This window comes from Nocardiopsis oceanisediminis (genome assembly GCF_048595525.1).
GTDB lineage: Bacteria > Actinomycetota > Actinomycetes > Streptosporangiales > Streptosporangiaceae > Nocardiopsis_A > Nocardiopsis_A oceanisediminis.
The window spans coordinates 1,493,009-1,505,635 of sequence record NZ_JAFMZJ010000001.1 but is presented as its reverse complement, the minus strand read 5'-3'; the positions used below and the strand labels follow the sequence as shown (position 1 = coordinate 1,505,635).

At 74.2% G+C, this 12,627-nt stretch carries 11 protein-coding genes and 1 pseudogene; 10 read left to right on the top strand and 2 right to left on the bottom strand.

Annotation, left to right across the window (positions count from 1 at the left end; translation table 11 throughout):
- Window positions 1-29 precede the first annotated feature (29 nt).
- The 4 genes from J0910_RS06760 to J0910_RS06745 all read left to right on the top strand — a co-directional run bounded on the left by J0910_RS06760 (window position 30) and on the right by J0910_RS06745 (window position 1,963).
- Window positions 30-611: an ATP-binding protein gene (locus J0910_RS06760; RefSeq protein WP_420157659.1), complete on the top strand. Its 582-nt coding sequence runs from the start codon at window positions 30-32 to the stop codon at window positions 609-611.
- Window positions 608-829 carry a hypothetical protein gene (locus J0910_RS06755; protein WP_420157658.1) on the top strand — a complete coding sequence of 74 codons (222 nt, stop codon included), beginning with the start codon at window positions 608-610 and terminating at the stop codon, window positions 827-829. The genes J0910_RS06760 and J0910_RS06755 overlap by 4 nt, the downstream gene beginning before the upstream one ends.
- Window positions 830-935: 106 nt before the next feature.
- On the top strand, window positions 936-1,172 hold the full coding sequence (locus J0910_RS06750) for a hypothetical protein (protein ID WP_420157657.1): 237 nt from the start codon (window positions 936-938) through the stop codon (window positions 1,170-1,172).
- 284 nt (window positions 1,173-1,456) lie between these two features.
- Window positions 1,457-1,963, top strand: a complete 507-nt coding sequence (locus J0910_RS06745) for a helix-turn-helix domain-containing protein (RefSeq protein WP_420157656.1) — start codon at window positions 1,457-1,459, stop codon at window positions 1,961-1,963.
- 787 nt (window positions 1,964-2,750) lie between these two features.
- On the opposite strand, the pseudogene J0910_RS06740 reads toward J0910_RS06745, so the two are convergent.
- A pseudogene (locus tag J0910_RS06740) lies at window positions 2,751-2,960 on the bottom strand (ABC transporter ATP-binding protein); the annotation flags it as partial.
- Window positions 2,961-3,362: 402 nt separating this feature from the next.
- Between J0910_RS06740 and J0910_RS06735 the strand changes: the two are divergent.
- The 5 genes from J0910_RS06735 to J0910_RS06715 all read left to right on the top strand — a co-directional run bounded on the left by J0910_RS06735 (window position 3,363) and on the right by J0910_RS06715 (window position 11,717).
- Window positions 3,363-4,406, top strand: coding sequence for a lytic polysaccharide monooxygenase (locus J0910_RS06735; RefSeq protein ID WP_420157655.1), 1,044 nt, complete (start codon window positions 3,363-3,365; stop codon window positions 4,404-4,406).
- Between the two features lie 383 nt (window positions 4,407-4,789).
- Window positions 4,790-6,049: an MFS transporter gene (locus tag J0910_RS06730; protein WP_420157654.1), complete on the top strand. Its 1,260-nt coding sequence runs from the start codon at window positions 4,790-4,792 to the stop codon at window positions 6,047-6,049.
- Between the two features lie 111 nt (window positions 6,050-6,160).
- On the top strand, window positions 6,161-7,549 hold the full coding sequence (locus J0910_RS06725) for a class II fumarate hydratase (protein WP_420157653.1): 1,389 nt from the start codon (window positions 6,161-6,163) through the stop codon (window positions 7,547-7,549).
- A gap of 232 nt (window positions 7,550-7,781) precedes the next feature.
- Window positions 7,782-9,677 carry a serine/threonine-protein kinase gene (locus J0910_RS06720; RefSeq protein ID WP_420157652.1) on the top strand — a complete coding sequence of 632 codons (1,896 nt, stop codon included), beginning with the start codon at window positions 7,782-7,784 and terminating at the stop codon, window positions 9,675-9,677.
- Between the two features lie 117 nt (window positions 9,678-9,794).
- Entirely contained in the window at window positions 9,795-11,717 is a 1,923-nt protein-coding gene (locus tag J0910_RS06715; protein ID WP_420157651.1) for a serine/threonine-protein kinase, read from the top strand.
- 87 nt (window positions 11,718-11,804) lie between these two features.
- Here J0910_RS06715 and J0910_RS06710 read toward each other — a convergent pair whose 3' ends face one another.
- Window positions 11,805-12,356: an aggregation-promoting factor C-terminal-like domain-containing protein gene (locus J0910_RS06710; protein ID WP_420157650.1), complete on the bottom strand. Its 552-nt coding sequence runs from the start codon at window positions 12,354-12,356 to the stop codon at window positions 11,805-11,807.
- Here J0910_RS06710 and J0910_RS06705 point away from each other — a divergent pair.
- Window positions 12,355-12,567, top strand: coding sequence for a hypothetical protein (locus J0910_RS06705; protein WP_420157649.1), 213 nt, complete (start codon window positions 12,355-12,357; stop codon window positions 12,565-12,567). The genes J0910_RS06710 and J0910_RS06705 overlap by 2 nt on opposite strands.
- Window positions 12,568-12,627 lie beyond the last annotated feature (60 nt).

Genomic DNA, 12,627 nt, shown 5'->3' with positions numbered 1-12,627 from the left:
AGCCAGCGATCGCCGCAGAAAGCCTGCGGATGATGTGGTTCTGTTCTACGCACGCCACCCCGGCGCAAAGGGGTGACCACAAAGCGACCCCGGATCGGAAGTGCAGTCCGACCGGGGCCGTGCCCCCACCAGGAGGAGGCCAGGTGAGGACCACGCAGAACACTAGCGCCCGAACAGCACCACACGGGCCGATAACGCCACATTCCGCCGTATTCCGGTGCAGCCTGCCCGGGAAACCCTCGAAAGTCGCCGAAGCCCGCCGCTGGGCCGCCGCCACACTCGCCCACCGCGTCCGCGCCGACCCCGCCGTGGTCGAGACCGCCGAGCTACTGATCAGCGAGGCGGTCACCAACGCCATCACCCACACCGCCACCGGCCAGCCCGGCGGGTCCTTCACCGTCGTCATCCGCCCCTACCCCGCCGGGGTGCGCATCGAGGTCCACGACGCCGGAGGCGCCGCCACCGCTCCCCGCCCCCTGTATGCCGCCGATGCCGACGAGCACGGGCGCGGACTCGCGCTGATGGCGATCCTGGCCCAGGAATGGGGCATCCTCTCCGGCCGCCGGGTGCGGGGCGTGTACTTCATCCTGCACGAGGGGGCCCGCCGGTGAGCGTGCACCGCCCCGACCCCCAGACCGACTACGCCGATGGCCTCTACGACGCGCTGTCGGACGCGCTGAAAGAGCGGGGCCGCAACGTCGCCGAACGGATCCGCCAGCAGCAGGCCGCCGACGCCGCCTTCACCGCCTTGGACGCCCACCTGAACTCCGGAGGCCAGCTCCCGACCCCATGGCGCCACGCCACCCGGCCCCCGGCGGACACCGACTGAACCGGCACCGGGCCGCCGGGGAAGTGCAGCCGACCTTTGCCGGCCGAGCCACCCCGAACGCCCGGACCACCGCCCCCCACCAGCGACAGCAACCGAGGAGAAGCGAGTGAAGGTCCCCTTGTTGGACGTGGCCTGCATCCGCCGCCACCACATCCACTACACCGTCACCGCAGAAACCTGCCCCGCCGGGGTGGCCACCTGCACCGCCGTGCTCAAACCGGGTCGGGAGCACACCGGCCACCCCCGCATCATCTGCGCGGGCACCCCCGCCGAACTCGCGGCCGAGCTGGCGGCCCTACCCGCCCCGCGCCTGCCCACCAGGACCACCGGCCCCGCCGCCTGACGACAGCAGAAGAAGGAGGACCCGATGCGCACACCCCAGGACCCGCGCCCACCCCCGGGAGCGGGCCGCCAGAGAAAGGAAACCCTCCATGAAGAACACGATCCGCCGCATGGCCGCCGTGGTGTTCGGCTACCCGCCCACCAACATCTGCCCCGGATGCGGGTTCCCGATGACACCCGGCCACAAGTGCCGCAAGCCCTAGAGAAGGCGGAGGCGGTCCGCCCCCGATGACGGCGGGGGCGGACCGCCCGCCCACCAGCGAACCACACACGACTAGGAGAAGGATGCCCACACCCCCCGAATCCTCTCTGCTCATCCCTCCCAAGGAAGCCGCCGAGGCCCTAGGGATCAGCCGCATCACCCTCAGGTGGTGGCGGGAGGAAGGGCGCGTCCTCGCCTTCCGGGCCCGCAACGGACACTGGTACTACGCCCTCTCCTCAGTAGAGGACCTGGTCAGGAACGGCGCCAACCGCAAGCGCCCGCGCGGCCCCGGCCACCCCGACAGCACCTATGCCGCACTGCGCGGGAAGGGGCTTACACCGCTGGAGATCGCCGACGAGCTGAACGTGAGCCTTGGGGTGGCCCGGGAGCGCGTCCGGATGATCGAGGAACCGGAGCACTACCGGGCCCGCTCGGCCCCCTACGTCGAGCTGTACCGCCAGGGGATGGACCCCCGCAGCATCGCCCGCAGGCTAGCTGTCACCCCCAGCACCGCCAGGGCGCGCCTGCGCGAGGCCCGCAAGATCGGCGCGCTCCCCACCGCCGGGCCACCCCCGGACATGAGCGCGTGAGAACTTTCCCTACGCGATCAAGGCAGCCCGCCCGCGCCATGGGCGCGGGCGGGCTTTCGCGTCCCCCGGGCGGTTGGTCGGCCGAGGTCGGGGGCGCTTGTGCGGGCATCCGCGCTGCGCGCCCTCCTCCGTCGGGTGCTCGCGCGGCACCCGCCCCGCGCCCCTCCCCGGCCTCCCTCCCCCCGGCTGCCCGCGCACCCCGCCGCGCCCCCGGCCGACGCGCGGAGCCCGCCCGCGCCGGGAACACCTCTCCCACTCGGACGGGGAGGCGCCCGGCCGTGTGCGCCCCGGCCTTGCTGGCCCGCCCGGGACGCCCGCCGCGCGGGGCCAGGCGCCTGCCCGCTGCGCGCGCCCGGGTCCGTCCACCACTCCGCATCGGCGCGGGGCCCCAAGCCGGGCGGCCCGGCGGGCAAAGACGCGGTGGAGCCCCGGAGGGCCCCGACGCGCCGGGCAAGCTTAAGGCCGCCCGGCTCCCGCGCCGCTGCTCCCCGGCGACCGGACCCGTACCCGCTCCCCTGATCGCCCGGCCCGCCGGGAGTCGCGGAGCGGAGGCAGGCGGGGGAGCGCCGGGGAGGGGCGTGCTTTTCGCGGCGGGTCACGCCGCGCCCGGGGCATCGAGCCCCGCCGAGGCGTACGCCCAACGCCACCGGGGCCACAGGTCGCACCCGGGCGCATCCGGGCCGGTCGGGCCCGCCGGCGAACCCCGCCCCGGACCCCCTCACCGTCGCAGCAGGTGAGGCCCCGAGCAGGCACAGATAACGATCCGGGAAAAGATCGGTCAGAAAGCCGTTCTGGGCTTTCCCGCGCCGTTCGGTCCGAGCAGGCCGAGGACGACCCCGGTGGGCACGTCGAGGTCGAGCCCGTCGACGGCGCGGAGCGAGCCGTACCGCTTGACCACGCCGCGCAGCGAGACCGCCGGCGGGTCCGGCCGCCTCCCGAGGGCCGCGGGACGGGCTTCGGAGCGGGGGGTGGGCGGTGGGAGGTGCGACGAAGTCATAGGGCCAACGGTAGATAAATCCGCCCCCGGGGCCCAGCGGTTTTTCCTCCCGGGCGAAGTCGCGCCGATTCGCGGGGGACGACCGCGAAACGGGCACGCCGATTCGCCTCAGAGCACACATCGCGGACGGCGGACCGGGGCCCCGAATTTCGGCGCACAATGACCTTTCCTGCACTGTAAGGAATGTTTACCATTGCATTGCCCGGAGCGCAACCCCCCAGACCAGAAGCTGTCTTTTCAGGGTATTGACCTTTTCTCATTTTGCGTGTGTATAGTCCGGTGCCGAACCTTTCGGGAGGGCTGGAACCGAACCCGAAAGGTCGTCCTCTCCAGCCCGGACGGCCGCGCGGTCTGATCAATCGCGCGGTACCCCCGCTCATGTCCGAACCGAGGAGACCCCCCATGAGGATTGGACGCACCGCCCGCGCGGCGGCGATACTCACCGGCATTCCCCTGGCCCTCGGCCTGATGGCCACCGGGACCGCCAGTGCCCACGGCTCGATGGGCGCACCGATCAGCCGGGTCGCCGCCTGCTACCAGGAAGGCCCGGAGAGCCCCGATTCCGAGGTCTGCAAGAACCTGGTCGCGAAGAACGGCACCCAGCCGCTCTACGACTGGAACGAGGTGAACATCGCCAACGCCGACGGCCGGCACCGGGAGATCATCCCGGACGGCCAGCTGTGCAGCGCCGGGCGGTCCAAATACTCCGCGCTGGACGACCCCGGCGCCTGGCACACCACCCAGCTGCCCTCCAGCGGGGAGTACACCTTCACCTACACCGCCAGCGTCCCGCACCGGGGCTACTTCGAGCTGTACGTCACCAAGGACGGCTGGAACCAGGACCAGCGGCTGAGCTGGGGCGCCCTGGAGGCCGAGCCGTTCCTGGTGGTCAAGGACCCCAAGGTGGTGAACGGGAGCTACCAGCTGACCGGCAAGCTGCCCGCGGGCAAGAGCGGCCAGCACATGATCTACGCGATCTGGCAGCGCACCGACAGCCCCGAGGCGTTCTACTCCTGCTCCGACGTGTCGTTCGGCGGCGGGGGCGCTTCGCAGCCGGCCGCCCCGGCCTTCACCCCGGAGGACACCGGAGCCCACGACGGGCACGCCGCCGGACACGGCGGTGACGAGGGCGATGGGCACGCCTCCGCACAGGGCGACGGCTACGCCGACACCGTCGGCCACGACGGCGGCGGCTCCGCGGAGGAGGACGGCGGCGCGGCGGCCGGCGCTTCGGGCGGCTCGGACGGCACCGCCGGAGCGGCCGGCGCCGGCGACTCGCACGCCTCCGGCCACGGCGCCCACGCCGCGAGCGGCGCGGACGTCCTCCCGCTGACCGGCTCCGCGATCACCGGCCTCTTCCTCGCCGCCATGGCCGCCCTGGTCACCGGCTTCGCCACGGTGGTCTACACCCGCAAGCGCCGCACCGCCGGCACCCACCGGGCCTGATCCCCTGGGTCCTGTTCCCTGAGAGGACCGCGATCCCCTGACCCAGCAGAGCCCCCGGCCCGAAAGCCGGGGGCTCTCTGCTTCGCGGTGGCGTCCCCGCGCGCGGGGCGGAGGTCCCCCTCCGATGCCCTCGATGCTGTCCCGGCGGGCCATCCCCGCACGTGCGGGGCGGAGGCTTCTCGACGTGCGGCTTTACCCGGAAAGGTGGACGTTTTCATTCAGGTGCGGCGACCGTACCGCCCCCCATTCTTCCCTGCGCCGCGTTCCGATGGCCGGGAGTTCGATCTCCTTTCGACCCTCGGGGGAAAGGGCCTGGTGCCCGATCGGGCGGCGGGGTACGTTACCGGGAATACCTGAGACGGTTTCATGTTCCCGGAGGGTCCATGCGCTCCTCTCCCCCCGCCACCGGAGGAACCGATCGGGTCGCCCGGCTCGCGCGGGTCGCCGTGTCCGGGGTCTTCTTCACCACCGGTCTGGCCTTCGCCACCCTGGTCACCCGGGTTCCCGCGCTGCAGGCCCGGTTCGAGCTGGGCGAGGGCGAGCTGACCGCCGTGCTCGCGCTGGTCCCGGTGGTCGCCGGGGTCGGCAGTGTGCTCGCCGGAAGCGCGTCGGTGCGGTTCGGCAGCCGGCGGGTGGTGCGGGTCGCCCAGCCCGCGCTGGTGCTGGCGGTCGCCGCGGCCGGGGCGGTGCCCACCCTCCCCGGGCTGTACGCCGCGGTCGCCGCGGTGGGGCTGCTCCTCGGCGCAGTGGACGCGGCGATGAACACCCAGGCCGTCGCGGTGGAGCGGCGGTACGGCACCAGCCTGCTCACCGGGTTCCACGCGGTGTGGAGCGCGGGCGCGGTGCTCGGTTCGCTCTGGGCCGCCTTCACCTCCGACCCCGGGCGGGGCGTCGGACTGGCCGCCGCGTTCGGTGCGGCGGCCGCGGTCGGCCTCGCGGCCTCCCTCGCCGCCGGGCCGCTCCTGCACCGGGACGCCCCCGCCGAGCGGGGAGGAGGGGACGGGCAGGACGCGGGGGCCGCCGGGGCCGCGCCCCCGCCGCGCATCCCGTGGCGGCCGATCCTGCTGGTCGGCTCCGCGCTGGCCGTCGTCTACATCGCCGACTCCGCGGTCTCCTCGTGGAGCGCGGTCTACATCGAGACCGCGCTCGGCTCGGCCGCCCTGGCCCCGCTCGGATACGGGGCCTACCAGGCGACCACGCTGCTCGGCCGAGCCCTGGGCGACCACGCGGTCCGCCGGTTCGGGCCGGCCGCGGTGGTGCGCGCCGGGGCCGGGGCCGCGTTCGCCGGGCTGGCCTGCGCGGCCGCCGCGCCCTCCCCCTGGGCCGCGGTCGCCGGGTTCGCGCTGACCGGGCTGGGCGCCTCGGTGGTCATGCCGATCGGGTTCTCCGCCGCGGGCCGGCTCGACCCGGACGGCGGCGGCACTGCGGTGGCCCGGGTGAACGTCTCCAACTACGTCGGCTTCGTGCTGGGCGCGGTGCTCATCGGCGGCATCGCCGAGGCCCTGGACCTGCGCGCCGCCTTCGCCGCGCCGACGGCGCTGCTGCTCGGCGCGGTGTTCCTGGCCCGCTCCTTCGACCCGCCGCGCCCCGGCGCCGGACCGGCCGGTTCCCCCGGGCCGGCCGCGGAGTCCGCACGAGGGTGACACCCGCCACGTTCACCGAGGTCACCGGTGTTCCCTGCGGGGTCGCCCGCCCCCGCCCGGCGCACTTCTGGCAATCTTGGGGGCAGGTTTCCCTGGAGGTGTCTTTCAAAGATGAGTGATTACCGCATCGAGCACGACTCGATGGGCGAGGTCAAGGTGCCCGCCGAGGCCAAGTGGCGTGCGCAGACCCAGCGGGCGGTGGAGAACTTCCCCATCTCCGGCCAGGGGCTGGAGGCCGCCAACATCTCGGCGCTCGGCCACATCAAGGCCGCCGCCGCGAAGGTCAACGCGGAGCTGGGGGTCATCTCCGACGCCCTGGGCAAGGCGATCCGCGAGGCGGCCCTGGAGGTCGCCGAGGGCAAGTGGAACGGCGAGTTCCCGATCGACGTGTTCCAGACCGGTTCGGGCACGTCCAGCAACATGAACACCAACGAGGTCGTCGCCACGCTGGCCAAGGCCGCCTCGGGCCTGGACGTGCACCCCAACGACCACGTCAACGCCTCGCAGTCGTCCAACGACGTGTACCCCTCCTCGCTGCACATCGCGGCGACCGCGGCGGTGGTCAACGACCTGATCCCAGCGCTCACCCATCTCCAGGGCGAGCTGAACCGCAAGTCGGTCGAGTTCGCCGGCGTGGTGAAGAGCGGCCGCACGCACCTGATGGACGCCACCCCGGTCACCCTGGGCCAGGAGTTCGCCGGCTACTCCGCGCAGGTCGGCTACGGCGTGGAGCGGCTCAAGGCGGTCCTCTCCCGGGTCGCCGAGCTGCCGCTGGGCGGCACCGCGGTGGGCACCGGCATCAACACCCCGGAGGGCTTCGCCCCCCGGGTGATCGCCGAGATCGCCTCGGCCACCGGCCTCCCGGTCACCGAGGCCCGGGACCACTTCGAGGCGCAGGGCGCCCGGGACGGTCTGGTCGAGCTCTCCGGGCAGCTGCGGACCATCGCGGTGAGCTTCGCCAAGCTCGCCAACGACATCCGCTGGATGGGCTCGGGGCCGCGCACCGGCCTCACCGAGATCTACCTGCCGGACCTCCAGCCGGGCTCGTCGATCATGCCGGGCAAGGTCAACCCGGTGCTGTGCGAGGCGATGCTCCAGGTCTCCTCGCAGGTCGTCGGGAACGACGCCGCGGTGGCGTTCGGCGGCGCGTCGGGCAACTTCGAGCTCAACGTGCAGCTGCCGATGATCGGCCGGAACGTGCTGGAGTCGATCCGGCTGCTGGCCAACGTCTCCCGGGTGTTCGCGGACCGCTGCGTCGCCGGCATCGAGGCCAACGAGGAGCGCTGCCGCGAGTACGCGGAGTCCTCCCCCTCCATCGTGACGCCGCTCAACCGCTACATCGGCTACGAGGAGGCCGCCAAGGTCGCCAAGCAGGCGCTGGCCGAGCGGAAGACCATCCGCCAGGTGGTCCTGGAGCGCGGCTACATCGAGGCGGGCAAGCTCACCGAGGCCCAGCTGGACGAGGCCCTCGACGTGCTGAAGATGACCAACTCGCGGTAGCGGGCGGTCATCGTGCGGGGGCGGCGCCGACCGGCGCCGCCCCCGCCGCTTCCCCCTCCTCCCCCTCCACTCCCGGCCCGGCCCCCGTCGGAGCGGCACGGGGCGTTCTCTGCGCACCGCACGGCAGGATCCGGACATGCATCGCATACACCTACGAGACGCATGTCCGGCCGCAAGTTAGTAGCCTGCTGCACACGAGCACGCTTACCCCTCCCTCTGAGAGGCCCTCCCTATGTCCACGGACAGCGGCGCCCGGCTGGTCGCCGGGCGCTACCGGTTGGACAGTGAGCTGGGGCGGGGCGGCATGGGCATCGTCTGGCACGCCTGGGATACCCAGCTCCAGCGCCATGTCGCCGTCAAGGAGATCCTCCTCCCCAGCCACCTGTCCGACGTCGAGCGCTCCGAGGCCCGCGCGCGGGTGCTGCGCGAGGCGCGGAGCGCGGCCCGCGTGCCGCACCCCTCGATCGTCACCGTCCACGACGTCTTCGACCACGAGGACAACCCGTGGGTGGTCATGGAACTCATCCCCGGCCGCTCGCTGGACCAGGTGATCGCGGACGGCGGGACGCTGTCCGCCCCGCGCACCGCCGAGGTCGCCAAGGCCCTGCTGGAGGGGCTGCGGGCCGCGCACGAGGCGGGCGTCGTCCACCGGGACATCAAGCCCGGAAACGTGATGGTCTGCGACGACGACCGGGTCGTCATCACCGACTTCGGCATCGCCACCGTCGAGGGCGGCGCCTCCATCACCCGCACCGGCGCCCTGGTCGGCTCGCCGGAGTACATGCCGCCGGAGCGGTTCGAGGGCGGCGCGGCCACCCCCGCCGGCGACCTGTGGAGCGCCGGCGTGACGCTGTACGCGGCGCTGAGCGGGTCGTCCCCGTTCCACCGGGAGAGCATCACCGGCGCGATCGCCGCGGTGCTGTCCGCGCCGATCCCGCCGGTGCCGCAGGCCGGTCCGCTGGAGCCGCTGCTCACCGGGCTGCTGGAGCGCGATCCGGGGCGGCGGCTGGGCGCGGGCGACGCGCTGCGGATGCTGCGCGAGCAGCGGCCCCCGGGCGGTGCGGGCACCCCGGCCGCCGGGACCCCGTCCGCCGGCCCGGCCGGCCTCCCCTACGCCGCGCCGACCCCGGCGGGCGGCATGCCCTCCGCGCCGACCCCGGCCGGCGGGATGCCCTCCGCGGGGACCCCGGCGGCCGGCACCCCTGCCGCGGGGACTCCCGCCGGAGGCGTCCCCGGTCCGCCTCCCGGCGGCGGGTTCCCCGGTCCGGGCGGCCCCGGAGCACCGGGCGGTCCCGGGCCGAACGGCCCCAGCGGCGGGTGGCCGTCCGCGGCGCCCTCCGGCCCCGCCGGGCCGCCGCCCCCGCCGGGTCCCGGCCCGGGCTACCCCGGACCCGGTCCCGTCCCCGGTCCGGGTCCGGGCCAGCACGCCTACTCCGCTCCGCCGGCGGAGCGGAAGAAGGGCGGCAAGGCCACCCCGCTGGTGTTCGGCCTGATCGGGTGCGGGCTGGTGCTGGTGCTGGTGATCGGTGCGGCCACGGTCGGCCTCATCGCGCTGAGCAAGCAGCCGGGCGAGCCCGTCGACCCGCCGGTCGCCGATCCCAGCGCCTCGGCCTCCCCGAGCCCCGAGGAGGGCTCCACCACCCCGGCCTCCTTCGAGTCCTACGACGCCGACTGGTACACCATCGGCCACCCCGAGGGGTGGACCGTCCACGACGACGACCTGGAGTCCGACGGCACCGGGGCGGTGTCCTTCTACGACCCCTCGACCGAGCGCCGGCTGATGGTCGCCACCTGGGACAACACCGGCGGACTGGGCAGCCTGGACCAGCTGGAGACCGACGACGAGCGGTTCAGCTCCTCGGACGACTACGAGAACTACCGGACCGACGACCTCCGCCAGGTGCCCGCCTCGGAACTCCCCTCGGGATGGGGCTCGGAGTACGACGTCGCCGTCGTGGTCAACCGCTACACCGCCGACGACTGGGAGAACGAGGACCGCCACCTCACCGAGTACAACGTGGTGGTGGGCGACAAGGGCTACGCCCTGTCCATGAACGTCCCCGAGGAGGACGGCGAGCAGTACGGGCAGATCCTCCAGGACGCCCTGAACAGCTGGGTGATCAAGTGACCCGGTAGACCCGGTGCGACCGCGCGCGGCCGCCGGAGGAGGCGCCTCCTCCGGCGGCCGCGCGCGCTCCGCCTCCCCTCTCTCGCCCGCCCCCCATCTCCCTTTGAGAGGCCCTGAATGCCCATCGACGACGGCTCCCGGACCATCGCCGGCCGCTACCGGCTGAGCGGAGAACTCGGCCGGGGCGGCATGGGCGCGGTGTGGCGGGCCTGGGACACCGCCCTGGAGCGGGAGGTCGCGGTCAAAGAGGTGCTGCCGCCGGCCTCGCTCCCCGAGGCGGAGCGCGCCGAGACCCGGCAGCGGGTGCTGCGCGAGGCGCGGGCGGCGGCGCGGATCGACCACCCCTCGGTGGTCACCGTGCACGACGTCTTCGACCACGGGGACGGCCCGTGGGTGGTGATGGAGCTGCTCCGCGGCCGGTCGCTGGAGGAGCTGCTGCGCGCGGAGGGGCCGCTGCCGCCCGCACGGGCCGCGCACGTCGCCCGCGGGCTGCTGGACGGGCTGCACGCGGCGCACCTGGCGGGCGTGGTGCACCGGGACATCAAGCCCGGAAACGTGATGGTGCTCGGCGGCGACCGGGTGGTCATCACCGACTTCGGCATCGCCACCGTCGAGGGCGGGACCGCGATCACCCGCACCGGGACGCTGATCGGCTCGCCGGAGTACATGCCGCCGGAGCGGCTGGAGTCCGGCGGCACGACCCCCGCCGGCGACCTGTGGAGCGCCGGCGCGACCCTGCAGACCGCGCTCACCGGGCGCTCGCCGTTCCGCCGGGCGACGGTGACGGCCACCATCGCCGCGGTGCTCACCGCCCCGGTCCCGCCGACTCCGCAGGCCGGGCCGCTGCGGCCGCTGCTCGCCGCGCTGCTCCGGCGGGACCCGAGCGGGCGGCCCGGGGCCGCCGAGGCGCTGCGGCTGCTCGACTCGGCCGCCCCGGCACCCGCTCTCCGGGCGGGGCTCCCGGCGTCCCGGCCCGGGCCGGCGCCCGCGGCGGGCGGGAAGGCGGCGCCCGGCCCGGAACAGGGGAAGACCCCGTCGCCCACCGGCCCGCCCACGGCCGGAGGGAAGACCCCGCCCGCCCCGTCCCAGGGGAAGGGCGCACCGCCCCCGGCGGCCGCCGGCCGGGGCACCGGGCCGGTACCGCCCCCGGTGACGGGGAAGGTGCCGTCCGCCCCGTCCGCATCGCCCCCGGCGCCGCCCCGGTCCGGGCCGGCGGGGCCGCGGTCCGCCGCCACAGGGGCGGTTCCGGCGCCGCCTGCGCCCCGGGCCGCGCCCGGCGGGGTGCAGAGAAGCGGCACCGGCCCGGTGCCCGCTCCGCCGGCCGCACCGAACGCCCGGAACGCTTCGGCCGGGCCGCGCGGCGCGGCCGGTGCGCCGCCCGCCGCCGGCCCCGGAGCGGCGGGGTCCGCCCCCGGTTCCCGGACCGCTCCGCACGGCCCGGCGGGCCGCCGCCCCCGCGGCCTGGTCGTCGGGCTGGCCTGCGGGGGCGGGGCGCTCCTGCTGCTCCTGGTGCTCGGGGTGGTGACGGTCGTCTCCGGCGGCGCCGCCGTCGATGAGGACGCCTACACCGTCTACCAGGCCGACATGTTCCGGGTGGAGCACCCGGAGGAGTGGCGGGTCTATGAGGACTTCGGCCTGCTCGGCGACGGGAACGTGCGGTTCGAGTCGGAGTCCCGGGACCACATGATCCGGATCGACGCCTGGTACAACACCGACGACATGACCGGAGCGGACTTCCTGGCCCGGCAGAGCGACACCGCCCCGCTCGAAGAGGAGGGCTCCACCGAGGTACGGACCGGTGAGGCCCGGGAGGTGCCGATCACGGAGTACCCCGACCACTGGGGAAGCGGCTACCAGGCCGCCGAGGTGACCCGGACGCTGAACAACGACACCTGGCCGACCCCGGAGCGGCGGATGACCGTCTACGGGGTGATCATCGGCGACGAGGGCTTCACCCTGACCCTGAACGTCCCGCGGGGCGAGACCCGGAACTACGAGCCGGTGTTCGACCGGACCGTGGAGTCGTTCACCCACGAGTGAGCCCGGCCCCCGGAGACGGCGACGGCCCCGCGACCGGTTCCGGTCGCGGGGCCGTCCGAGGCGCCGCCGGCAGGGCCGAGGCGGTCTCTAGTACCAGTTGTTGGCCTGGGAGTGGGCCCAAGCCTCGCACGGGGAGCCGTAGCGGTCCTTGATGTAGCCCAGGCCCCACTCGATCTGGGTGGCGGGGTTGGTCTGCCAGTCAGAACCGGCCGAGGCCATCTTGGAGCCCGGCAGGGACTGCGGGATGCCGTAGGCGCCGGAGCTGGGGTTCTGAGCCTGGGGGTTCCAGTTGCTCTCCTTCTCCCAGAGCGGCTCGAGGCAGCCGCTGAACTGGTCCTCGCCCCAGCCGTAGTCGCCCAGCATCGCCTTGGCGATGGACTTGGGGTCGCCGCTGGGGGCGGACGAGGAGGAGTCGCCGCCGGAGCCGGAGGAGGACGAGTCGTCGGAGGACTTCTCCTCCTCCTTCTTCTCCTCCTTCTTCTCCTCGGGCTTGGTGGTGCCGGAGGCGGAGGAACCGCCGTCGGCGGCCTCGACGCGCTCCTGGGTCTCCTGGCGCTGCGAGGCGCGCTGGTCGTCGGAGACGTCCTGCACGTCGGCGAAGAAGTTGTCCTCGCCGGCCTTAGGGGGGTCAGCCGGCATGGCCGCGTTCGTCGCGTTGTCGGGCTCCACGCCGCTGTCGGCCAGGGCCGAGACACCGAAGACGGTGCCGGCGACGACAGTGGCGCACCCGACGGCCGCGGCAGCGCGCAGCGAAATCCGGTTGGTCAGCAAGAATCGCCCTTTCGCCAGTCGCGTGCCGTGGAAAGGGCACGCGATGGACTCTGCCCCGGGCTCACAGGCGCTGTTCTGATCAGGACGGGCTCTTCTATCGCGGGGGTCCGCTGCCGTCCTCGCCTATGGGGTCCGCACG